The organism is Chitinophaga sp. RCC_12 (assembly GCF_041360695.1).
In the GTDB taxonomy this organism is placed as follows: Bacteria; Bacteroidota; Bacteroidia; order Chitinophagales; family Chitinophagaceae; genus Chitinophaga.
The window spans coordinates 1,134,401-1,158,724 of record NZ_JBFUPS010000001.1; the positions used below are offsets into that span (position 1 = coordinate 1,134,401).

Genomic DNA, 24,324 nt, shown 5'->3' on the forward strand with positions numbered 1-24,324 from the left:
CACGTAAAAAGGGGATTTATCACTGCTGTGCTCCTTTGCTGATTTTGTTATTAACGATACGGGCGTTACCGTCGATATCCAGACTACCATTCACTGCTTCAGAGATCACTGCACCGGTATTGCGGGCGGGTGAATTGGGAGCAATGTGCAGGTCAGGTATTGTTGTACTGATAAGTAAAGGATCTGTACCATACACGGAGCTGGCATCGGTGCCGGAAGTGCTTTTCCAGGTATTGAAATCCGTAATGATATTTGTATTGGTACCATTCCAGATCCATTGCGGCGTACCGGTAGTGAAGTAAAGGTTATTATCGATGATATTACCGGAGCCGGTACCGGTATATTTATGCACAAAGATATCTACCGGCCTCGCATATACGATATTATTGCGGATCACGTTGTCAAAGCATTGTTCCGTGAGGCGGATCTCTCCTTCTATTTCGCCAAAAGCGCCCGGCTCGCGGTCGTTGAACAACAGGGTATTGTTTACCACGTAGCAATTGCGTGTACCGCCGGATGTATACCCCAGGTAGCCGCCGAGATAGATACCGGTGCGCCAGCAGTTAGACACAAAATTATTTCTGACGATGCAATTGCTGGTAGGATATGCATCGTTTTCACTGACAATACCGATGCCGCGGTCGGCTTCATGGATGCGGTTCCTTTCCACGGTGATATTCCGGGCGCCGTCTACATAAATAGCAATAGCGCCGTGACCATGCGCACCGCCAACGGGACCACGTGTCATGTCAATGTTATACAATTCATTTTCGGAGATAAGGCCATTTCTTGCATAGTTCAATGCAGGATTGGTATTGGCGGCGTAGCCACCGGCTGCATCGATACCAATGTTTTCGGTGTTGTAGATCGTGTTTCTCCTGATCGTAAATCCATCTACATAACCATTGATGGTGAGGTTTTCGCTGTACCCGGTTTTAGTGTCATGAATGATATTATCTTCCACGAGGATGTTCTTCATCACATCGGCGGTGTTGCCGATAATTTCTATACCATGACCGCTCCTGCCCTGCGATGGTTCCACGTTATGTTCTATGTTATAAATTTTATTTTTCCGGATGATGATATTACTGGCACCTGCGTCTGCGGTAATTCCATTCACATTGGCCCATGCTGCAGTACTTTTTAAATTGCAGATATCAAATCCTTCCAGCACCACATAGCTTGTATTACTGATAGTAACCAGCGCTTCCCTCCCGGTAACGATCATGCCGGTGCCATCAATCACCGCCTTTTCACCGGGATAGGCTTTGAGTGTGATGAGTTTTTCCAGCCGGCCGGCGCGTGGAAAAACCACCTTTTCCCCGTAAGTACCGGCTCTCACCATCACGGTATCGCCGGGAAGCGCCTTTGCCAAAGCGATGTTGATGTTGCGTACCGGTTTGCTGATTGTTCCTGCAGCCGAGTTATCGCCATTAGCGGCAACATAGTAAGTGTGGGTTTGTGCGGCATCAACGGTAGTAACAGCGGTAGATCCTTTACTACAGGCGCCGGCCAGCATAGCGAATAGAAAAAAATACATGTTCCTGTTTAACATCTTTTTAAAAATAAACGGCGGCGGTAAGTGACCGCCGCCGTGGGTTTGCATATAGTTTATTCTGAAATTATTTTCCTGACCCTGTTATTATTCTTATCCAGCACATATACAATCCCATCTTTGTCCACTGCTACGCCCATGGGTGCATTAAACGAGGCGGCAGCGCCGATACCATCTTTAAAACCAGCGCTGTTGCTACCGGCATAGGTAGTCACATTCCAGGTGTTAGCGGAAATAGCGCGGATACTTTCATCGGCATTAGCGCCGTAACTGCCATTACCGGCTACGTATATATTGCCGGTAATGTCTACTGCAAGTCCCCATGGATTTGCAAACCGTGCAGCCGTACCGGCGCCGTTTTCATAACCTGCCACGCCGGTAGCGCCGGCAATAACCGTAGGCTGCCAGGTACCTGCTTTGAACTGGATAATAGTATTGCCTGTGTTACTTGATATGTAAAGATTGCCGGCTTTGTCGAAGTCCATACCACCTGGCGCCGTGATGCCATTAATAATAGCCACACTGCTGCCATCCGGCTTCATCTCAAAAACGCCGCCGCCGCCCGTGCTGCAATAATATATTTTGCCGGATGTTTTATCTACTGCAACATTCCAGGGTTCCTGTACTGTACCCCCCAGGGTAGTGGTAGTGCCATCCGGTGTAATTTTGCGGATGCTCCAGGTGCCAGGATCTGCGGTATACACATTGCCCTGTGCGTCCAGTGCCAGGCCGTATGGAATCTGGAAACGCGCCGCAGTACCTTTGCCATCATCGCTTCCGCTGTTACCGGGGCTGCCGGCCAATACAGTTGCATTTCCTTCACTGTCTATTTTACGGATACAGGCATTACCAGGATCTGCCACATACACGTTCCCGTTATCATCCGCACCAATCCCCATCATCCGGTACCAGCTTTGCCCGTTAAAACTAAACAGGGCGTCAGCGCCTTTTCCGTTGGCAAATCCGGCGGTGCCGTTGCCGGCAAGTGTGGTAACTGTTCTGGAAAACACATAGGTAAACGGCGTGCTGCTCACCACACTGTCTTTTCCAACTTTCACCACGAGGTTGCCGGTGCCGCATTTCTTCGGCACTATTACCATGATCTGTTTCGTATTGGCGTTCACGATAGCACAACGTTTACCATTGATCGTAACAGTAATATCGGAGGTATCGGCAGAGAAGTTATCACCTGTAATCAGTACTTCCGTGGTACTGCCGCCGGTAGCGGGGATAAAGTCGGTGAGTAGTACCGGTTGCCCTTCCGCGTGTTTCAGATCGTCGTCTTTTGAACATCCCGCCAACAAGGCAGACATCAGTAAACAACCTTTCAGTATATATGAATTCAGTGGCCTGATCATAGCAGTTAGTTAAGAATTAATAAAGAAAAAATTACCAGCCCGGGTTTTGCACTAGTGCGCGGTCTCTTTCCAGGTCCTGTTGCTGGATAGGGAACATATACATCTTATTATCCCAGTATCTTTTCTGGAAAAGTGTGCGGGTATAAAAACCGGTAAAAGAAAATCCCTGGTCATTATCTTTCGCATTTATATTCATGCCGTAAATCGCCTGGTTTTCCGGTTTACTCATCAGCAACCTGCGGATGAGCGTGTAATAACGATCGCCTTCAAAGCAAAATTCTACTTGTCTTTCCCGCAGAATATATTTCCTCATTTCTTCCTGGTTACCTACGGCACCCGGATATACGGTTTCAATACCCGGCAGGCCTGCGCGTGTTCTTACCTGATTAAGGTATTTCACGATATCCGGGTTAGCCGGATCATACTCATTCAATGCCTCTACGTAGTCGAGTAAAATTTCCGAATAACGGATAAGGATATACGGAGATCGATAGGCGTCGGTAGACATGCTGCGGAGGTTATCGTTCGGGCTCAGTAATTTAGCGGGAAGGTAGCCGGTGATAATGTTGCTGCCCATTCCCTGCATGCCTGATTTACCGCTGTAGTAAAATTCCTGGCGGCCGGTACCATCTTTATTTTTTTCAGAAGAGAAATAGTTTTTATCATCTACTGATACCGCGGCAATCACCGGGCGGCGGTTGTAGGCGATGTAAGCATAGAACCTTGGTTCACGCTTCGCGTACATGTTCCAGTCGCCTTCCTTATTCTCCCAGTAATGCTCACCATCCTGTGCAGCAAAGCCTGTTTCCACATAGTTGGAAGTAGGATCACTAATGGTTTTTCCATTGTTCATATAAAAGGCATCCACCACGTTTTGTGTAGCATTGTACAGGTTGTATCCTGCAGGGCCGGGAGAGGAACAGATGGTATATCCCCAGCGTTGCCAGTTCATGGAGGCAAGGATAATTTCATCATTCCAGGAAGTAAGGAATACATCCCTTACAGAAAGAAACGGATCGAAGGTAGTACCGCCGTTATCGAGGTTGGTAAACAATTTATACTTGTTGGAATCGATGATCGCTTTTGCTGCCTGTGCGGCGATGCGCCATTTATTTACATCATAGCCGGCGGGCGCCAGTGATGTACCGTCCTGGTTTTTGAAGCCAGCAAGGGCGGGGTTGCCGTTCCACAAGGGGCTTGCCGCCCACTGTGCAACTTTTGCTTTTACAGCGAGACAGGCACCACGGGTAGCACGGCCATTGTTACCGGAGGAACTCCATACGAAAGGAAGTCCGGCTGCTGCGCCATCCATCATTTCATTGATAAACTTTACGCAGGTGTCGAAAGGCGCTCGAGGGTATTTGTTCATGTCTTCATCCTGGCTAACGGTACCGGTGAGCTTCACGAATGGTCCGTATTGCCGTAGCAGCATCCAGTAAAAGTAACCACGCAGAAAAAGATTTTCCGACTTGTATTGCGCTTTCAGTTCGTTGCTCAACTGATCACCAGGCACCTTATCGATATTTTGCTCGAAGATGAAAGATTTCCGGATGGCAGTATAGTAGCCGCCCCAGTTGTAGAAGTACCAATCGGACGCACTCCAGTTGCCGCCCACCATGTACCTTACCGTGGTACCGGGGATAGAAACAGAGAGTTCATCCGCGGCCCCGATGCCGGCATAGTCGCCGCCGGCCTGGCGGGCGCTGTAGATATTACTCAAGTAAGCTTCCGCATTAGCCCTGGTTTGCCAGAGCTGATCTTCGGTGAGAAGGTTATCCGGCTTTTTGTCCAGGTACTTGCTGCAGGATACCAGTGTGATGGCAATGATACCGATGAAAAAAAGTAACAGGTATTTATATCTGGTCATAACAATAATCTTTTTGATCTTGATTAAAACTGTGCTCTTACACCCAGGGTAACGGTTTTAGGATAAGGATACCTTGCCGCGAAATTGCCCAGTTCCGGATCCCATAATTTAAACTTCGTGAACGTAAGCATGTTGGTAGCAGTAGTATATACCTGCAGACTGCTGATTCCTTTGCGTTTCATATCCGGTGTGATAAAGGAATAGCTGAAGGTGGCCTGTTTCAGGCGCATGAAACTACCGTCTTTAATCCACCAGCTGCTGCTTAAATAGTTATTGTCGTTGGTATTAGCTACGGTAAGACGTGGATAGCGCACATTCTGACTGGGATTTTCCGGTGTCCACCTGTTCATCATATCTTCCAGTACACTGGCGGAATATTGCCCCATACCGGCGAAAGGAATAACACCTACGCCATCGGCCCCGGCGCCATTACCGGTCACTCCTGAGCCATTGGCCATGATCCCTACATCCGCCACGCCGGCGAATACGGCGGAGAGCTCAAATTTCTTATATCCGAAATTGAAGCCGTAACCGTATGACCAGGTAGGGAAACTGGATTTGCCTAAATAGGTTTGGTCGTTACCATCGATCCTGCCATCGTTATTGAGGTCTGCATACTTTATATCGCCGGGATGCATTACCCTGAACTGTTGCGGGCTTTTCTCCACATCATCCTGATTGGTGAATAATCCGAGGCTCTGGTAACCTTTGAATTCGCCAAACTTATGTCCTTCCTGTTGTGCATAGGCATACAGGGCGATAGGGTTATCTGCGTAGATGATCTTGTTTCTGGCGTAAGTAATATTGCCGAATAAACGAATCGAAATATCTTTCCCGATATGACCGGTATACTCCATGCTGCCATCTATTCCTTTATTCACCATTTCTCCGATGTTGCCATAAATACTGCTGGAGCCGTATCCTGCAATGGGTGAAATGGATTTGCGGGCAACCAGGATCGCACTTCTTTTATCCTGGAATCCATCTATGATAATATTCAGTTTATTCCACAAACCCACTTCGAGGCCGATATCGGTTTTGGCAGATTTTTCCCAGGTGAGGTTTTCTGTACCGATTACATCTGCATTAACGCCTCCATTATAGGAAGGCGTACCGGAGCTACCGAAAGACACTCCAGGCGCACCACTATTATAATAGGTGAGATAACCAAAACGGTTCCCGTCGATCTGGTCGTTACCTGTCATCCCGTAAGACCCTCGGATCTTCAGGAGATTGATCACTTTGGTATAAGGGAGGAAAAAGTTTTCTTTGGAAATTACCCAGCCAGCGGAACCTGCCGGAAAGTAGCCCCATCTTTTGCCTTGTTCAAAGTTTTCAGATCCGGTGGCGCCCATATTCACTTCTGCCAGGTATTTATCCATATAGGAATAAGTGACCCTGGCTGCGGCGCTTTGGTTACGGTAAGGAATGGCTCCTTTTACATCTCCGGCAGAACCCACCAACCTGTTACGGATACTACCTACCAGTAATCCACCGAAATTATGTTTACCAAAGCTATGATCATAGGTGAGGTTACCTTCCAGGTACATCATGCGTTCGCCGGTGGAAGAGGCTCCATAGCCCAGGTAAGTACTGCCTATCCTGGTTTGATTATAAATCAGGCTACCATCTTCATTTCTGCCGGGCGCATAAAACAGGTCATTTACACCGGTTCTGCTGTTATCAAATTCGCTGTAAGTATCAAAAGAAAACCGGGCATTGGCGCTCAGTCCTTCTGTAATTACATCCAGTTTCTGATTAAGGGATAACACGGATTGGATGGAAGGTCTGAATTCTGTGGAGTAGCCAGCGTTTTGTACCAGGTTAAACGGGTTCGCACCACCGTTGTTAACCGGGCCTGCCCATTTACCATCCGGGTAGGATACCGGGAAAGAGATGGGATTGGTGGCGTAAGTGGAATACCAGATAGAACCGGCGGAGTTACCCGGGTAGCGGGTGTTTACCAGCATGGAAGCCAGGTTGAGGGAAAGCAGTGTTGTTTTGGTGACGTTCAGGTCCACGTTGCTCCTGAAATCATATCTTTTGAAATTGAGATTGGGATTGTAGCCAATGTTATTCACTTTGTATTGTCCGTCCTGGTTGTAAAACGACATAGACACATAGTAGCGCATGGCTTCTCCGCCGCCGCTTACATTCACATTGGCGTTTGCCATAGTGGCCCAGTCCTTATAAATAGTTTTGATCCAGTTTACATTTGGATAGATATACGGATCGAGCCCGCTGGCTGTTTTACGGATCAATTCATCGGAGTATACCGGTTCATCTCCGGCATTGGTGCGGGCTTCGTTATACAGCTTCATATAATTCACGCCATCCAGCATTTTGGGCATCTGGGTTAGCCCACTGAAACCCGTTTCTGCTTTAGCGGATACCTTTGGTTTACCGGCCACCCCTCTGCGGGTGGTGATGATCAGTACGCCGTTGGCGCCTTTCGCGCCATACACTGCGGTAGCGGAAGCATCTTTCAGCAGTGAAATACTCTGGATATCTTCCGGATCAATGTTATTAAAAGCGCCGCCGTAGGTGCTGTTTACATCTTCCCTTTGCACGCCATCAACAATGATGAGCGGGGAAACGCTTCCCTGGAAAGTACCGATACCGCGGATGGTGAAGTTGGGGTTATCATAACCCGGTTCCCCACCACCACTCTGCATGGAAATTACACCGGCCACCTTGCCCACCAGTGCGTTGGTTAAGGAGCGCACCGGCGTTTGCATATCGGCCATATTTACAGTGGATACGGCGCCCGTTACCGTTACTTTTTTCTGGCTGCCAAAACCTACTACCACTACTTCGTTCAGCTTATCCACCTTTGCGGTTAAGCTTACCTTGAGTGTTTTCTGATTCACCACTTTTACTTCTTCGGGATTCATGCCCATCATCGCCACTTTGATGATGTCATCTTTGTTGGCCGCAATGGAAAATACGCCCATTACATCGGTAACAGTTCCTTTCTTACTGTCTTTTACCGTAATAGTGGCGCCAGGCAGGGGATTTCCATCTACATCCATTACCTGCCCGCGCACCAGCCACTCCGCTTGTTTCTCTGCCGCCGCGGTGACTGTGGTTTCCGGCACCGCGGCTTTTTTGTCGAGTACAATGCGGTTACGTTGCAATACGTAGCTGATATTTTTATCTTTAAAAATAAAAGCCAGTACTTCCTCCAGTTTTGCCTGCTGGAAGTTGAGCGACATTTTTTCCCCATCGTTCAGCAGTTGATTGCTGTACACCAGGGTAAGCCCTGTTTGTTTTTTAATGGCCCGGAAGATCTGCAGGAGGGTTACCTCATTACCGGTAACCGTGACGATTGACTGCAGTGAAGGCGGCGGTGTTTGTGCCTTCACGCTCGAAAAGGAAGTGCATATAAGGGCACAGAGCACCAACATGCGCACTACGTTTCGCATAGCCAGCTGGCAGTGGCGTATACTTTTTCTCATTCGGGAATGTTTACAAGTTAAAATGATGGTACAGCAAATGACGGTAACAAATGCTTTCATCACAACTACATCGTTTTTCAGAAAACGGGTGACAAGGAGTAGTAAAAATATTTTTTGAGAGAAGAAAAATCTATCTCAGGGTAATTTCATTGCCTGATAAATGGTATTCGATATGGGCAGTTGTTTTAAGATCGGATAAGAAATCTTCCAGCCGGTTACGGTCCATCAGGCCCGTTACCACCTGTCCGGCTTCTTTGTTTTTATCCAATACAAAGCGCATCCCGTAGAAGCGCGAAGCGGCGGCGATAAGGGTTGTCAGCGGCATACGGTGGTAATAGTAAACCCCGTTGCGCCAGGATAATACTTCTTCTTCATCGAAGTGGCTGGTAACAAATCCTTGTCCGGCGTTGTAGTCGGCCTGGATACCCGGTTGCAGGGTTTGGCGCTCACCCGTTTTCCCTTTGGTGATAACGCTGCCCTGTACGAGGGCTGTTTTTACTGTTCCCGGCTGATAGGTGTTAATATTAAAAGCTGTTCCCAGTACCTGTACGCTGGTAAGCGCTGTGTGCACAATAAAAGGCTTTTCCGCATTGGCGGCCACCTTAAAATAGGCTTCCCCTTCTACATATATTTCTCTTGCCGCCCTGCCGAAATGAAAAGGAAAACGCAGCCTGGTGGCGGCATTCAGCCATACTTCCGTACCGTCCGACAAGGTAAGCTTATAGCTTTCGCCGGCAGGAACATCGAGGGTATTTAATACGGTGTCGGCAGAAGTATATTGCAGGGCGCCGTTGCTGGTGTTCAGCGTGGCGTTGTTAAGTGCAATGGTTTTAGCGCCGCTGTCTTTACTCAGCTCCACTTTTTCGCCGTTACTCAGCAACAGGCGAACCGGTTGTTTCTGTTGCTGCATGGCTACCGATGGCGAAGTTACCGGTGCTGTGCGGGTAAAGAAATAGTACGTACCGCTGCCTGCCAAGAGCAGTATGGCGGCTGCGGACAGCCACTTTTTCAGATGTATAACCGGGCGGCGTGTTGTTCTTTCTTCTTTGATCCGGTGCAGGGCCGCGTCAGAATCAATCTGCTGAAGATACCTGTCTGTATGAAGAGTCATGCTTTCCTGTTCCAGCTGATCCCACTGCGCTTTGAAGCCGGCATCATGCTGCAACATTTCCTGGACATACTCCTCCTCTTCTGCAGAGAGTGTTCCCGACAAACGTTGTAGATATAATTCAAATATTTTTTCCTGTGCCTGCTCCATTGTTAACAAAACGCGGGCTAATACCCCTTATTAGTAATTGCATGACGTAATACTTTCAGCCCTCTTTTCAGATGGGTTTTGAAAGAATTGATACTGATGCCCATTTCATCCGCTGCTTCCTGGTACCGTTTTCCCTGGATATACACCATTTGTATAGCCGATCTTTTTTGTACCGCCATATCGTTGATGGCCGTTAATACCTGTTTATAATAATCCGGTGAAACTTCAGTGTTTACCATACAGGTTTCATCCTGTAACTGGGTGAATGCCACTTTATTTTCCAGTTCCGCCTTTTGTTTTTTAAGGTACGTGAGGCAACGGTTTTTGACGGCCTGATGCAGGTATCCCTTGATATCACCTGAAAAATGAAGGTATAGTTTTTTGTCCCAAATATCCAGGAAGAAAGTCTGTACAAGATCATTGGCTTCTGCCTCATTCCGCAGGAACCAATAGGCATTCAGGCAAAGCAGCTTGTGATACTTCATAAATAAAGCATCATACGCTGAAGCATCGCCTTCCTTTAACCGCTGCACCAATACTATGTCTGAAGAATGACTCATGTAACCGGAACCTTATTGGTAATTATTCATTACAGGTAGCTTAAACACATAACATATCTGTAACGCTGCCCGGTGGCAACTTTATTACAGTGACTTTGATTAAATGATCCGGAAGAAATTTATTTCTTCCATTGTTCACGTTGATACTAAAGATTTTGGCTAATTGACTATTAAACTGGAATCAAGGTAAATAATAAAATCGGAAAATTATACGGGCGCGGTAAAAAAAATAAAAGCCCCGGTAAAGGATACCGGAGCTTTGTTTTCATGGGGGTTTCAGTAGATAGCCTATAATTTAAAGAAGATCTTCTTTTTAAACAGCCAGTAGCACAGGCCCCATTCCAGCGCCAGTACCACAAAGGCGGATAATATTTCCCGGATGCTTTCCGGGATTCCGGCCAGCGCGGTAAATCCTTTTACAAAGATGCCGGTGGTGGGATTTACCCATTGAGCGCCTACCGTTTCAAAGAAGAGGTAAATAAAAATAGCGTTCATACCCACTACGGTGGCTATCCAGGCGTAACGCACATTCTGTTTTACATCTATAATCCAATACAGCAGGGCCATTACCAGCATTACCCATCCTCCGGAAGCCAGTGTAAAAGAGGCAGTGGCAATCCGTTTGATGATCGGCGTGATGCCTGCCAGGTCCAGTCCGAAGCCGGCGACAAGCCCTATCAGCCCCGCGATCACCAGGATCTTTATTTTCTGCGCCCGCGGCCGGTCGCTGATCAGTAACTTCCCGGCCAGCGCGCCCCAGATGGTATGCGCGGCGGTAGGGATAAAGTTAATGGTCACCCATCCGTCAGGGTTGATCTTACCCATCAGCACAGTATCCATAAAAGCTCCGAAGTTATGACCTTGTATAAATGGCTCTTCGAAACCGGGCAATAAAACAAACCGGTACATTAAATCAGTTGCCAGCAACAGTAAAAGGCTTATGGCCAGCTGGAAACCAAAGGAACGGCGTATGATAAGGTAAGCGATCAGGGTGGTCACAGATAACTGCGTGAGCACATTCCATAACTCCCATACTAACCTTCCTGCATATACGCAATGGAGGGCAGTACCAAATATAAACAACTTTAAACAACGCAGGGCAATATGCCGGAAATTTTGTGACCAGGTAATACCCTTTTGCGTTTTATAATAGTAAGAGATGAACATCGCAGCACCGGCCATTGTCATAAAAGCAGGTTGCACCAGGTCCCAGGCCCGTAGCCCGTTCCAGGGATGGTGAAAAAACTGCGTTATCAGACTGCCGGCTACCCCCGTGGGGTGTAAATGTGCTATCGACTCATAGATACGGGCGCTTTCTCCGGCGAGGAGAATCATAATAAGGCCACGCATCACATCCAGGGAAATCAATCGTTGACTGACATTGGTTGTTTGGCTCATTGTCCTGTTTGTAGGCTTAAATTAATAATTTATTCCGGCATATTTAATAAAAAAGCGGCAGCGCCTTCATCGGGGATGGTACCCAGCTGTGTGGACCAATCGCTGGAAGTGGCCACCATGCCCAGCCGTATAGCCGTTCCCGTAAAGCCCTTTATTTTTGAGCGGTCCAGTTTTCCTTCAAAACGGATGGTCCCCCCTTCTTCTTTAATGGTGCCCATCGTAAAGAAATCCGTTCCTGATTGCACATCGAAACTGAAGCTGGTTTGCGGCCCGTTATGATAATACATCGCCATCGGGATAGGCGCCGTGTTCTGATTGAGCAGCAGCTGCCCCTCCAGCAATACATCGTAAGCCGCGCCGGTAAACAGGGAAGTGATCAGGCCTGTGGCGTCACTGTTGTCGCTGTCGATATACACGTCGAAAATGGCGCCATCGGCCAGTTTACCGCTCATCTCTCCATAGAAATACATAAACTGTCCGTCGTAATCGAATTTCAGCTTTTTGAAAACGCCGCCTGCCGGACCGGCAGTGATCACATTCTGACTGATGGTATCCCAGTCGGCCAGGCTGTTATCAGTAAGTTTCACCGGCGAGGTTTTGGAGATCCGGATCACGGTAGATCCCTCCGCGGTAACCCCTGCAGCAGAAGTGGCATACAGGGTTGGCACATATTTACCCTTGCCCTGGTAGGTATGCACCGGGCTTTGCTCAGTGGAATTAGTGCCATCGCCGAAGTCCCATTTCCAGGAGGTAGCACCGGTAGTAGTGTTATTAAAAGATACCTGGTTCCCTTCTACTTCAATGGTATATACTACCAGCGGCGCCGGGTTGGTATCGTCTTTTTTACAGGCGGAAGCTGCGCACAGCAGCATAAATATATAGAGCAGTTGCTTTTGCATGATCAGGTGGTTTTAAGGATTCTGTACGCACAGTTTATTGGTTTCTATTTCATCGATAGGGATGTAATAGATGATCTTCGGATTATCAGGCTGCACTACCATGCCGGCATAACCGGAAGGATTTACTGCCGGGTTGATATCCGATTCTTTCAGGCCCGGTAAATGATACCCCCAGTAGGTTCTGTTCATGGGTTTCTTATTGCGGTACACATCATAGGCGCGGTGACCTTCAAAGGCAAGTTCCAGTCTCCTTTCCTTCAACACCACGTCCAGTATAGTTTTCCCGGCAGGCAGCTGTTGATGATACAGTGCACCCGACAAGCCGCGGTTGGTGCGGATCATATCCAGGTCGTCGAGCGCCGCGGCTGTTTTGCCCGCTTTGGCTTCGGCTTCCGCCCTGTTCAGGTACATTTCCGCAAGGCGGAAAAGAATGGGTGAGCTCAGCGTAGGACTTCCCCCCTGACCGGAGAATTTGGAGATATAGTAGATATCGATGCCATTCTTCTGCTGCAATACGCCATTGTCATCTTTCAGGGGTATAATATATTTCCAGCGTACATCCTCCGGGTTAGCGGACATGGTATCTCTCAGCGACGCAGACGCAAATTCCTCTCCCCAGCCGGAATTACCGTTGGAATAGATCATAGAAGCGATAGAACCAAACTTACCGTAGTCGTCCAGCTGCGTAAAGGCCACACAGAAAATGGTTTCGGTACCGGCGGCTGCGTTGGCAAACAGATCGGGATAAGTAGCGGAGGTTGCCAGTGAATAGCGGCCGGACGAAATTACCTGCGATGCAAAGTAAGTGGTGCTGTCGTTGTTCCCTTCATACAGGTATGCCCTGGAAAGCAGCGCCCATGCCGCTTCGCGGGAGGCATACTGTGATCCCCTGCTTTGCGACATCAGTTCCGCTCCTCTCCTGGCATCTGCAATGATCTGTGCATATACTTCCCCTACACTGGCCCGTGCCTTTTGTGCAGGATCGCTGGTAGAAGTACGCAGGATTACACCGGGAGCGCCGGGGTTTTGTGCGTATGGCATGGCGAATAATTTCACCAGGTTAAAATGACTGAAAGCTCGCAGAAAGTAGCATTCACCCAACATCTGTTGCGTGGTAGCATCAGGATTGGCCTGCTTTTCCACCGCTTCAATAACGGTGTTGGCGTCGTTGATAATTTTATAGGAGATATACCAGAAATAGCGTGTATTCGTTTGCGTTGGCGAGTGGCCTAACGAGAAACTATAAAACAGGGGATCTTCTGTTGTTTGTCCGCATACGATATCATCACTGGCAAAATCCGACAACTGGAAATACTGCCGCAGGTACATGTTGTTATCATCGGTGGTGCCATTAAACGGCACGTGATCTTTCAGCAGTGAATATGCTCCATTCACGGCATTCTTCAGCCCTTCGGGAGAACCGGTAATGGTTTCTGTGGTGAGGGCATCGCTTGGATTCACATCTTTCATACAACCTGTTTGCCATAACAACACAGGCAGTAGTATTAATATTATAATCGCTGATCTCATGACAGGCATTTTAGAATCTGAAATTAATGTTGAACAGGTACTGGCGGTTGTTGGGATACTTGAAATCCGACACGCCAGGCATTACCTGTGATCCAGGTGTGATGGTAGTTTGCGGATCCTGTCCCAGGAAATTGGTGAACGTATGCACGTTATCGGCGGTGAAGCCAACGGTCACACCATCGAGGCGCCACCTGTTTACCAATGCTTTGGGTAGTTCGTAACTCAGGCTGATGTTACGCAATGCCCAGAAGCTGCCGTCTTTCAAAAAGCGTGTAGACGTTTGCGTGCTGTTGGCAGAATTCTGCGGACTGGGCTCTGTGGCATTGTCGCCGGGCTTTGCCCAGGTACTGCTGCCTTTGGGCAGGTTCACCTGGTTATAGTAAGGTTCGTTGCCATCATTTTCCACAAAGCGCAGGTTATTACTGTATACTTTGTTGCCGGAAAGGAAATAGATATTTGCACTTAAAGAGATACCGCTATAGGTGAAAGTGTTGGTCATGCCGCCCTGGAACTTCGGTAACGCGGAGCCTACTTCCTGGTAGGTGGCGCTGGCATAATCCGAGGTAGATGACCTGTTGCCATCTTTATCCACCACTTCCCATAAAGGTGCGCCGGTTTGTTTATCTACCCCTAACCATTTGGGCATATAAAATTCATACAGGTTGCCGCCATTGCGGTAGATCTGTGAAATACTCCAGGTAGATTGTGTGTTGATGATACTGGCCGGGAACTTCTGCAGCTTGTTGGTGTTGAAGTTGATATTAAAATCGGTGCTCCATTGGAATTTCCGGCCGCGGATATTCACGGAGCTAATGCCCAGTTCCACACCGTTGTTCACCAGCTCGCCTACGTTCTGCCAGCGTGTTTCAAAGCCAACCGACAATGGTTGTGATACCTGCAGTAACAGGTTTTTGGTGATGTTGTTATACACATCCACGCTCAGGTCAATGCGTTTAAACAACCCGATATCGATACCGCCGTTCCACTGGTATTTGCTTTCCCAGGTAAGATCCGGGCTGGGCAGCTGTGATGGCGTAGCCGCTATTTGTCCGTTGTACTGGCTGGCCAGTGAAAACAACGCCAGATAGCGCGATGACCCGATGTCCTGTGTACCGGTAACGCCGTAACTGGCGCGGAGTTTCAGATTAGTGAACACCGCATTATCTTTCAGAAAATCTTCATTACTCATTAACCATGCGGCAGAAACAGATGGGAAAGATGCCCATCGGTTACCGGATGGAAAATTGGAAGAGCCATCCACACGGAATGATCCTGTGAGGAAATATTTATCGAGGTAACTGTAGTTTACCTGTGAGATGAACGACTGTATAATAGCTTCATTGATACTACCATTTACAACCTGGCTGTTGGCTACTACGTTCAGCACTTTTAAACCGGCGGGCAGTCCTTTCCCGGAGGCGCCCAGCACGTCGGTGTTGCTGCCTTCAAACGCTACGCCCGCGAGGCCGCTGATGCGGTGATCGCCCATACGGAAATCTACTTTCAGCAGGTTGTTGGAGATGTATCCATAGTTAAGTGTACTGAATTCACTGAGGTAACCGGTACTATGGTATTGCCCGGCCACATCCGGCGAATACCAGGTTTTATTTTTATTGTATCCCAGCGAAAGCCGGTTGGTGCTGGTAAATGTGAGCCAGTCGGTGATACCGATGTTAAGTCCCATGTCATAATTCACATCAAAATTCTTGTAGGGATGTTCCGAATTATTAATGGTGTGAATAGGATTTACCTTATCGCGCGACCACCATTTGAAGGGCGAATTACCATCTACATACAATGCTTTACCGGAGCTGTCGTACGGGTTATCCCAGGGCATGTTGAGATAAGCATAATACATATCGTTGTAGTCGTATGTTTTACCAAAGGAGCCGCTGAGGTTGATGTTGTTGGTTAGGCTGATACGTTTGGTAAAGTGGTAAGTAGAATTGGCTCTCAGGTTTACGCGCTGGTAGTTGGTATTCATAAAAGTTCCTTTCTCGTTGTAATAAGAGAGGCCCAGGTAGTAATCTGATTTTTCCGACTTGCCACTGGCGGAGAGATATACATTCTGCATCGGTGCGCGTTGGAACATATCGGTTAACCAATTGTAGTTCTGGTTGCGTAGGTTGAGCGGGCGTTCGTTATAAAATTTCAGCAGGTCTATTTTGTAGGAGTTGTTGGAAGCGCCTGGAATATAGTCGCGGTAATATTCTTTCTGGCGTTCATACAATTCGCTGCCGTTCATCATGTCCATGGTGCCAAAGTCGGGTGTGCGGAAGCCGGTGGTTACTTTTGCCTGGAACTGTATTTTACCTGAAGCGGCTCTTTTGGTGGTGATGATGATTACGCCGGCATTGGCCTGGGAGCCGTACATGGCAGTGGCGCCGGCGTCTTTGAGCACCGTTACGCTTTCAATATCGTTGGGGTCGTAGTTGCCGCCAATGATACCATCCACTACTACGAGCGGACTTTGCGACGCGTTGACCGAAGAAATGCCGCGCATGCGGATTTCTGCTGCGGCGCCGGGCACACCGGAGCTGCTTACCACCTGGAGACCGGCTACTTTACCTTGCAGCATAGTACCTACATCGTTGGTGGTAACGTCTTTCAGTTTTGCAGCGTCTACAACGGTAACGGCGCTGGTTAATTCGCTTTTCTTTTTATCAGAGTAGCCTACTACCACTACCTGATCCAGCTGACTGTTGGCGGTTCGCAGGGTTACCTGCATGCCGTTGCGGGCGGGCAGTTCCTGTTTATCATAGCCGGTGAAAGTGAACACCAGTATTTCGCCGGCGTTGGCGGCTACGGTGAATTGTCCGCCTGCATTGGTAGCATTGCCCCTGCTGGTGCCTTTTACAATTACCGTAGCGCCGGGGAGCAGTGTGCCGTCAGGGCCACGTACTATACCGGTAATACGGCCAGTGGTATCCACTGACGGCGGCGGGGGATCGGACTTTGGGCGGATAACGAATACCCCGTTGTTGATAGAGAAGGTGACCGGCTGGTGTTGCAGGCATTGCTCCAGTACTGATTGCACGGAGGCGCTGCTTACCTGTAAGGTAACCGGGGTGGTGTTTTTGAGGGCAGATTCATTGTATACGATGGTGGCCCCCGATTGCAGGATTATTTCTGCAAATACTTTCTGTAACGGCATATTTTTCACAGAGAGGGTAACCTGTTGTGAAAAACTCCTGGCGCTTACATGTAGGCAGGCGATCAGGATAAGCCAGGTGGTCATTTTCATAACCCGCAAAATTTTGGTTAATAAAAGTCCCTTTGGGAGAAATGGTATCTCCTTAAATTTTAAATGCATACTTTTAATAAGGTTTAGAATTCTTAAATGATCGTCGCTGATCTTACAGGATGCTGAGCTGCTGCCGGGGGTGTGTCACCACCTCCGGCTTTTTTCATTGTTCAATGTGTTACTTCATATGCTTTTTTTACAGGTTTTACGGTAATACCACTACTTTATTTCCATCTGTTTTAAAGTGATTAGTTCCGTTTTCTTCTAACACGCGCAATACGGCTGACAAATTAAGATTCCGGCTGATTCCGCCACCATACAGTTCTTTACCGGGTGGGGACTGATACACAATTTCCACATCATACCAGCGGGCAATTTCCCGCAGTATGGTTGGCAGGTCCATATTATTAAATACAAAGAGGCCGTTTTTCCAGGCCATAATTTTATTGACGTCGGCATCGCGAACGGTGAGCTGGTGGCCGGACAGGGCCAGCACGGCCTGCTGGCCGGGACGCAGGATCTTATCCTGTACTTTTATTTTTCCATCCACCAGGGTGGCGTTGATCGTGGGTTCATCGGGGTAGGCCATCATATCGAAGCGGGTGCCCAGCACCAGCACTTCCATTTCATTGGCCTGTACTTTAAAGGGTTTTGCGGCATTGGCGGCAATTTCAAAGTAGGCTTGTCCCTGCAGGATCACTTTCCGTTCTGCTCCCTGGAAACTTGTAGGATAACGCAGGGAAGTGGCGGAGTTGAGCCATACCCTGGTGCCGTCCGGCAATACCAGCTGAAATTGGCCACCACGGGGCACGGTGAGGGTATTATATACTACTTCGTCGCTGGCGTCATTGGCCTGGTAGGCCAGTTGTCCTTTTTCTTTTTTGATGATGTTTGCACCGCCTTGTTTACCAAGGGCGCCGTTGGCTGCATCATCGAGTGTAATAGTGCTGCCATCGGCCAGGGTAAGCATGGCTTTTTGGTTGGCCGGCGGTTTATCTGTTGCGGTGGCGTTATCCGCCATCATATTTTTTTGGGGAGATGGATACCGGTGCTGCCATCCTATTTTCCCGGCTACTGCTACCAGGGCCAGCAGGGCCGCAGCAGCGGCATAACGCCAGAAGGGAATCTTTTTCACTTTGGGCGCCTGCATCACCGGCTTCAACCTGTTGAGCAGCCGCTGTTCCAGCATCCGTCGGTCTTCCCCTGGCTCCACGGGCAGCGGCACTTCGCTGTCGTCGAAGCTATCATACCACTCGTGAAGCGCTTCCACTTCTTCGGGTGAAGCATTGCCTTTCAGGTAACGTTGGATCAGGTCTTTTAGGTGCTGCATAATAACAGAGTACAGAAATACTGCTGTTACCCTTAGTTATTTTTATATTTTTTTTCAGAAGAAGAAAGAAAGATAGGGATATACGTCTTTCAGGCGAACGCGCAGGTGTTTCAGGGCCTTTGTCAGATGGGCTTCCACCGTTTTTTCCGACAGTTGCAGGGCAGCGGCGATTTCTTTATTGCTGTACTGATCGCGGCGGCTGTATAAAAATACGAGACGGCATTTTTCGGGGAGGTGGTCGATTTCCTGCCCCAGCCGCTCCTGGAGGCGGCAATAATCAAGGTGGTCCATATCAGGGTTTTGTACCAGTTGCTGCGCCACATCAGCCGTATCCAGCGGATGATCCGGCAATAAACGGCTGATCTGCCGGAACACGGCATACCGCGTAGCTGTAGCCAGGTACCCGGAAAGGTGGCGGATATCCAGCTCCCCTTTTCGTACCCACAGGCTGGCCAGTACTTCCTGCACTACATCTTCCGCTGCAGCGCGGGTACGCAGGCGGTTGTACGCAATAGCATACAGTTTCTCCCAATAACGATGAAATATTTCGGTGTACGCCGATTCATCGGATTGCCGTAGTCTTTGTAATAGCGCTATGTCACTTTGTTCCTCCACGTGTGGTAATTGGTTGATATCCGGGTGCGCTATAAAAATAAGTAAAATGCAGCGGATTTTGTCTTTCCCGCTGATTACGCTGATTATACTGATTACCTTGATTTTTACTTTTTGGATTTTTTTGGATTTTTAGATTAATAATTAATGGAGATCTAAGCGAATATATCCGCTTAGGTCTCCATTAATTATTATAAAATCCAAAAGTAAAAATCAAGGTAATCAGTATAATCAGCGTAATCAGCGGGAAAGACAAAATCCGCTAGAGGGCGTGTACGCTCGCTCCCCAGCGGCCAGGCGTGGGGCCCATTTCCAGCTCCAGCGTACCGCCTTGCGTAAGTTGCTGGTGGGTGAAAAAGGGAGAGGTAAGTACTTCTCCGTTCAGGCGGGCGCTTTGGATATATTTATTGGTATCGGAGCAGTGATTGGCAATAATCGTGAACCGGCGGTTTTCCGGAAGGGTAATGGTGATCCTGCTGAATATGGGGCTGCCGATGGTATAGATGGGTATGCCGGGCGTAACGGGGTAAAAGCCCATAGCGGCAAACACTACAAAGGCGCTCATGCCGCCGCCATCTTCATCGCCGGGGATGCCGAATACACTGTCTTTAAACCAGAGGTCCAGTAAAAAGCGGACGCGCTTCTGCGTTTTCCAGGGGGCGCCGGCATAATTATACAGCCAGGGAATGTGAAAGCCGGGTTCGTTGCCCATAGAAAATTGTCCCACGAGGCCGGTGGCATCCGGGAACTTGTGCCATAGTTCATAGCGGGGCATGCCGGGATCTTTGCGGAACAGTTCATCCAGCCTCGCTTCAAAACGTTTCTCGCCACCCATTAAGCTGATGAGGGCCGGCAGGTTGTGTTGCACCTGCCAGAGATAGGTCCAGCCGTTGTTTTCATCGTAATAGTCGCGGCCACCCGGCCCGCCGTCGAAAGCGGGATCTATATTGATCCAGTTGCCGGCAGCATCCTTTGGCATAAAAAAGCCATTGCCCGGGTTCCAGAGGTGCCGGTAATTTTCACCGCGCGCGGCAAACAGGCGGGCATCGGCATCATGTTTTAATGCCGCTGCGAATTGCGACAACGCCCAGTCGTCGTAGCTATGTCCCAATGTAACGGCTACCGCCTGCCGTTTTTCAAAAGGATGTACAGTGCTGACAGTTTCAGTGTCGCCGGGCGGTAAAGCAGGATAATATCCGTGTGTGTAATAAAAAGAATCGAGCGGACGGTTGGGTCCATTGCGCCAGGGCAGCATGGTAGCCATCAATGCGTTCTTCTTCATCCCGGCGTATGCTGTATCCTGGTCTGTTAACGGAATGCCTTTGCGTAGGGCATCGAGGAAAACGATGGTGCTGTGAAACCCGTTCATACAGGGATGATCGCCATACAACCGGGGAAAGGTGGGCATCCAGCCACTTTGCCGGTACATTTCCGTATAGGATTGCAACATGTCGGCTTCCTGTTGCGGATGAAGGATCATGCGAAGGGGATGCAGTGCCTGGTAGGTATCCCAGGTGGCATCATCTACATAAAACGGGCGGGTAGTGTGATTTACTTTTTTATTATACCCGCTGTAGTAAAGCGTATCTTCTGCGATATCCACCATCCGTTCGTGACAGCGGTACAGGGCCGTGTAAAAAGAGCGGCGCTGCGCTGTGGAGCCACCTTCTACCCTGATCTGATCCGTTATTGCCTTCCATCGCTGCTGACCATTATTTTGTACCGCGGTGAAATCCCTGTCACCTATCTCCCGTTTAAAATTATTTTCCGCACTCGCCATGCTAACATAAGAAATAGCGTACTTCAGGGTAATGATGTTAGTGGTGGTATCCGGGAAGGAAAGATATTCTAGTGTATCCGTAAGCGTTATAACGTTAACAGGCGTATTAAATTCTCCATATAAGTATACCGGTACATCATCGTGATAAAATGTTTGTGCAGTGACGGTAGTTCCGTTGGTGTGATACCCTGCGCTATCGAGCAATAAATATTTCCGCGTGCCGGCAGGATAGGTAAAACGATAGACACCTGTTTTACTTCCCGGCGTGAACTCCACGGTGGTATTGCTTTCCAGCAAATCAGCGTGATAATACCAGGGGTGAATAATTTCCCGGTCGTAGATTTGTTTTTGTTGCCAGGCGGCGGGTGTAAGTTTACCGGTGGCAGGTAATACAACAAACAAAGGCCCGCTGTTGTGTGCGGCCACCTGCAATGGAAACCCGCTGACCTGATCATCGGTGTAATCTTTCCTCAACGGGTATACGCGGATCATTTGATTGGGCAGCTGCATCACGGGCCTGGTGGGCTGCAATAACGTGGAAATATTGCCGATAGTAGGGTCGATATACTGTTCTGTACTAATTTGCGGGCTGGTGGTGCAACCTATTAGAAACAGTAAGGCGATTACCGGCAGGTAACAGAAAGGTGACTGCATAGAATGCCTGTTCATAACACGGGCCCGCATCAGCAGGCCCGTGTTGATAAAAAAGAGGTGATTATTTACGGTATTCCACCGTAGCCATTACGGGGAAGTGATCTGACGGCTCCCTGGCAATATATTTTGACATACGCACTTCTTTGGGGAAGTTGGCGTTTGCCTCGGGAGTGGCGCCCTCCGGACGTTTGCTGCGATAGGTATCGGTAAGGATCCCATAGCGGCTCACTTTAAACTGTTTGGTCAGAAAAATATGATCGATACGGCTGTCTGTTTTGCTGTCGGTTTTAAAACTGTTGAAGGTACCGTTCAGCGCGTAGCGGATGGCGGTGGTTTCATACGCATCTTCCAATACACCGGAGGTGTGAAGTACTGCATACGAATCGCTGGTTTGGTCTACGTTGAAATCGCCGGTAAGGATCACCGGTTTGTTGCCGGTCATCTCTTTTATTTTTGCGAGAATCAGTTTCGCACTTTCTGAGCGGGCTACTACGCCCACATGATCCATGTGGAGGTTAAAGAAATAAAAGGTAAATCCTGTTTTAATTTCTTTAAACTCGCCCCAGGAGCAAATCCTGGGCAGCACAGCATCCCAGCCTTTATTTGGCCGGTCGGTAATGGTGGACATCCAGAAATCACCTTTTTTCAGCAGTTTGAATTTCGATGTTTTATAGAAGATAGCCGAGTATTCTCCTTTCGTTTTGCCATCGTCGCGGCCTATACCGATATAATCGTAACCGGACAGGCTGTTTTTCACATCTTCCAGCTGGTGGTATAAACATTCCTGGGTACCAAAAATGTCAAAGTCGTGGAACGCAATCAGCGAGGCGATCACCGGGAAGCGCTGCTTCCAGCCATTGCCTGCAATGGAATCGTCTTTGTTGTTATCATTGCGCATATTGTAGGTAGCTACATTAAACTTTTGCGCTTTTACTCCATAGGAGAAAATGACTACACAGGCCATTACCAGCATTACGCTTTTCTTCATCTGTTGTTATTTATACGGTTATCAATACTACTCTTCCCAGCCTGGATTCTGCAGCAGATTGGGATTGAGCTGAAGGTCGTTGTAAGGAATGGGATACAGGTACTTGCGTTCCAACCATTCTTTCGGTACGTTATCCAGCCAATGCAGTTCGCCGTAAGTGCCATGCGACAACTGCTGTGGATTTACTCCGCTACCCAGTTGAGGAGATACATTGATATAGGTAACTCCCTTTACAGGATTGGCCGGCATCGTTTGATAGAAGCAAACATCCATTACGCCATCGCTGTCGAGATCCATTGGCACATTCAGCGCCGGCACGTACATACCGTTCCAGGAACCGGTGAGCAATGGCGCCTGTCTCCATCTTACCAGGTCATAAAAACGGAAGCCTTCCAGCACCAGCTCTATGCCTCTTTCCCGCCTGATTTCCAGCAGGGAAGGATCGGTAATATCGTTAAAATAATTGCTTTTTAAATAGCTATCAATGACCACCGGTTTACTGGCAATACCGCCGGTAATACCGGCACGGGCACGCAGTGCGCCTACTGTTATTTTCCAGTCGTCGTCGCTGAGCAGCTTCAGTTCCGCGCGGGCCTCTGCATAGTTCAGCAGGATTTCCGCATAGCGCATGAGGCTAATAGCGTTGATGTTGTTGGTACCATTATCGTAATAAGTGTCATCCAGGCACCATTTAATAGGCATATAACCTGTATAGGTATACGAAAATACCGGCGGTGCAGATACTACTGTTCCGTTGCTGGTGCGCTTGTATCCCGGCGTGCGGATGGTTTGCTGGAGGCGGTTATCGCGGCCCAGCGTTTCTTTATTAAAAGGCAGCGTATCATATCCCGGCGTGCTGGTAAAAGGCGTACCATCCACATTCAGATAGGTGTTCACAAATTTGCGGGTAAAGCTAAGCCGGGAGCCATAGGTGGCGCTGGTATACCACCAGTTGGCATCGTTAAAGGCGCCGAGACTGGCATTGGCAATATTGGCCAGCATCACTTCAGCGGTAACCGGCGCCGTGCTGGTAAATAATTGCCGGTATGACGCCGTGGCGCCACCTATCTGGTTTAAACTAAACGCCTTACTATCGATCACTGTTTTAGCGGCGGCGGCAGCGGCGGCCAGGAGACTGTCGGCCCCACCCGCCAGGCCCAGCTGCTGCTGGTATTTGCGGAAGGTGCCTTCAAACAGGCATACGCGCGATTTAAATCCGTACACCACATTTTTAGTGATCTGGCTGCAGGTAGGATCACCGGTAAGCGTAATGTTGGCAGCGGCGTAATCCAGGTCGGCGATCACGGAGTCCATGATCTTTGTACGCGGATCACGGCCTGCATATAACGCGGGATCATCTACTTCAAAGGGTTTACCAATCCAGGGTACATTGCCGAAACGTTTTACTTTATCGAAGTAAAAGTATGCCCTGAAAAAACGGGCCAGTCCGAGGTAGTTATTTCTTATTGCTTCCGGTACCCGCTGATCGGTACAGTTAGCGATGAAGTAATTGATGTTGCGCAAATTTTTCCAGTCCCATCCCGTAGCAGTCCTGGAAGTATATCCGCCCTGTCTTAAAAAATCGGGAACGGAATTCACGGCGCTGTAATCGGCCATTCCGTCTGCTTTATAGATATCGTTGATACCGGGCAGTACGTCGTAGAAAGAGTTAGCATAGAGTTTCAGACCATCGGCACTTCCAAACACGGCATCTTTAGTGGCGGTGGATACCGGCGATTGATCCAGGTTCTTTGCGCAACCGGTGATAAACATCCCTGCTGCCAGTATGAGTGCCGTCCTTTTCCGGAGTAATGCAGTTATATATTGTTGCAT

15 protein-coding genes are annotated in these 24,324 nt (G+C 48.7%); all 15 read right to left on the reverse strand.

The features are described 5' to 3' along the window. Nucleotides 1-19: 19 nt before the first annotated feature. The 15 genes from AB6805_RS04395 to AB6805_RS04465 all read right to left on the reverse strand — a co-directional run bounded on the left by AB6805_RS04395 (nt 20) and on the right by AB6805_RS04465 (nt 24,324). Nucleotides 20-1,540 (reverse strand): hypothetical protein, encoded by a 1,521-nt coding sequence (locus AB6805_RS04395; RefSeq protein WP_370908242.1) that lies wholly within the window; start codon nt 1,538-1,540, stop codon nt 20-22. Between the two features lie 71 nt (nt 1,541-1,611). Continuing rightward, complete coding sequence (locus AB6805_RS04400; protein WP_370908243.1) at nt 1,612-2,913, reverse strand: IPT/TIG domain-containing protein; 1,302 nt, start codon at nt 2,911-2,913, stop codon at nt 1,612-1,614. Between the two features lie 31 nt (nt 2,914-2,944). Further along, complete coding sequence (locus tag AB6805_RS04405) at nt 2,945-4,780, reverse strand: RagB/SusD family nutrient uptake outer membrane protein (protein ID WP_370908244.1); 1,836 nt, start codon at nt 4,778-4,780, stop codon at nt 2,945-2,947. Between the two features lie 23 nt (nt 4,781-4,803). Beyond that, on the reverse strand, nt 4,804-8,238 hold the full coding sequence (locus tag AB6805_RS04410; protein ID WP_370908245.1) for a TonB-dependent receptor: 3,435 nt from the start codon (nt 8,236-8,238) through the stop codon (nt 4,804-4,806). 130 nt (nt 8,239-8,368) lie between these two features. Then, nucleotides 8,369-9,496 carry a FecR family protein gene (locus AB6805_RS04415; RefSeq protein ID WP_370908246.1) on the reverse strand — a complete coding sequence of 376 codons (1,128 nt, stop codon included), beginning with the start codon at nt 9,494-9,496 and terminating at the stop codon, nt 8,369-8,371. A 17-nt stretch (nt 9,497-9,513) separates the two neighbouring features. Further along, nucleotides 9,514-10,056, reverse strand: coding sequence for an RNA polymerase sigma factor (locus AB6805_RS04420; protein WP_370908247.1), 543 nt, complete (start codon nt 10,054-10,056; stop codon nt 9,514-9,516). Nucleotides 10,057-10,344: 288 nt separating this feature from the next. Further along, nucleotides 10,345-11,454, reverse strand: coding sequence for an acyltransferase family protein (locus AB6805_RS04425; protein WP_370908248.1), 1,110 nt, complete (start codon nt 11,452-11,454; stop codon nt 10,345-10,347). Between the two features lie 29 nt (nt 11,455-11,483). Continuing rightward, nucleotides 11,484-12,353 carry a PKD domain-containing protein gene (locus AB6805_RS04430; RefSeq protein ID WP_370908249.1) on the reverse strand — a complete coding sequence of 290 codons (870 nt, stop codon included), beginning with the start codon at nt 12,351-12,353 and terminating at the stop codon, nt 11,484-11,486. Nucleotides 12,354-12,365: 12 nt separating this feature from the next. Then, on the reverse strand, nt 12,366-13,883 hold the full coding sequence (locus AB6805_RS04435) for a RagB/SusD family nutrient uptake outer membrane protein (RefSeq protein WP_370908250.1): 1,518 nt from the start codon (nt 13,881-13,883) through the stop codon (nt 12,366-12,368). 10 nt (nt 13,884-13,893) lie between these two features. Then, nucleotides 13,894-17,127: a TonB-dependent receptor gene (locus tag AB6805_RS04440; protein ID WP_370908251.1), complete on the reverse strand. Its 3,234-nt coding sequence runs from the start codon at nt 17,125-17,127 to the stop codon at nt 13,894-13,896. 205 nt (nt 17,128-17,332) lie between these two features. Next, the gene (locus AB6805_RS04445) at nt 17,333-18,457 is read right to left on the reverse strand and encodes a FecR family protein (RefSeq protein WP_370908252.1); all 1,125 of its coding nucleotides are present in this window, start codon (nt 18,455-18,457) and stop codon (nt 17,333-17,335) included. 54 nt (nt 18,458-18,511) lie between these two features. Continuing rightward, nucleotides 18,512-19,072, reverse strand: a complete 561-nt coding sequence (locus AB6805_RS04450) for an RNA polymerase sigma factor (protein WP_370908253.1) — start codon at nt 19,070-19,072, stop codon at nt 18,512-18,514. Between the two features lie 259 nt (nt 19,073-19,331). Beyond that, nucleotides 19,332-21,503 (reverse strand): GH92 family glycosyl hydrolase, encoded by a 2,172-nt coding sequence (locus AB6805_RS04455; RefSeq protein ID WP_370908254.1) that lies wholly within the window; start codon nt 21,501-21,503, stop codon nt 19,332-19,334. A gap of 61 nt (nt 21,504-21,564) precedes the next feature. Beyond that, on the reverse strand, nt 21,565-22,491 hold the full coding sequence (locus tag AB6805_RS04460) for an endonuclease/exonuclease/phosphatase family protein (RefSeq protein WP_370908255.1): 927 nt from the start codon (nt 22,489-22,491) through the stop codon (nt 21,565-21,567). A gap of 27 nt (nt 22,492-22,518) precedes the next feature. Continuing rightward, nucleotides 22,519-24,324 (reverse strand): RagB/SusD family nutrient uptake outer membrane protein, encoded by a 1,806-nt coding sequence (locus AB6805_RS04465; protein WP_370908256.1) that lies wholly within the window; start codon nt 24,322-24,324, stop codon nt 22,519-22,521.

What these genes read in the sequence shown, in the direction of transcription:
- AB6805_RS04405 (WP_370908244.1), bottom strand. Translation starts at nt 4,780, where the DNA reads ATGACCAGATATAAATACCTGTTACTTTTTTTCATCGGTATCATTGCC.
- AB6805_RS04435 (WP_370908250.1), bottom strand. Translation starts at nt 13,883, where the DNA reads ATGAGATCAGCGATTATAATATTAATACTACTGCCTGTGTTGTTATGG.
- AB6805_RS04445 (WP_370908252.1), bottom strand. Translation starts at nt 18,457, where the DNA reads ATGCAGCACCTAAAAGACCTGATCCAACGTTACCTGAAAGGCAATGCT.
- AB6805_RS04440 (WP_370908251.1), bottom strand. Translation starts at nt 17,127, where the DNA reads ATGAAAATGACCACCTGGCTTATCCTGATCGCCTGCCTACATGTAAGC.
- AB6805_RS04400 (WP_370908243.1), bottom strand. Translation starts at nt 2,913, where the DNA reads ATGATCAGGCCACTGAATTCATATATACTGAAAGGTTGTTTACTGATG.
- AB6805_RS04425 (WP_370908248.1), bottom strand. Translation starts at nt 11,454, where the DNA reads ATGAGCCAAACAACCAATGTCAGTCAACGATTGATTTCCCTGGATGTG.
- AB6805_RS04460 (WP_370908255.1), bottom strand. Translation starts at nt 22,491, where the DNA reads ATGAAGAAAAGCGTAATGCTGGTAATGGCCTGTGTAGTCATTTTCTCC.
- AB6805_RS04430 (WP_370908249.1), bottom strand. Translation starts at nt 12,353, where the DNA reads ATGCAAAAGCAACTGCTCTATATATTTATGCTGCTGTGCGCAGCTTCC.
- AB6805_RS04415 (WP_370908246.1), bottom strand. Translation starts at nt 9,496, where the DNA reads ATGGAGCAGGCACAGGAAAAAATATTTGAATTATATCTACAACGTTTG.
- AB6805_RS04395 (WP_370908242.1), bottom strand. Translation starts at nt 1,540, where the DNA reads ATGTATTTTTTTCTATTCGCTATGCTGGCCGGCGCCTGTAGTAAAGGA.
- AB6805_RS04410 (WP_370908245.1), bottom strand. Translation starts at nt 8,238, where the DNA reads ATGAGAAAAAGTATACGCCACTGCCAGCTGGCTATGCGAAACGTAGTG.
- AB6805_RS04455 (WP_370908254.1), bottom strand. Translation starts at nt 21,503, where the DNA reads ATGCAGTCACCTTTCTGTTACCTGCCGGTAATCGCCTTACTGTTTCTA.
- AB6805_RS04465 (WP_370908256.1), bottom strand. Translation starts at nt 24,324, where the DNA reads ATGCAACAATATATAACTGCATTACTCCGGAAAAGGACGGCACTCATA.
- AB6805_RS04420 (WP_370908247.1), bottom strand. Translation starts at nt 10,056, where the DNA reads ATGAGTCATTCTTCAGACATAGTATTGGTGCAGCGGTTAAAGGAAGGC.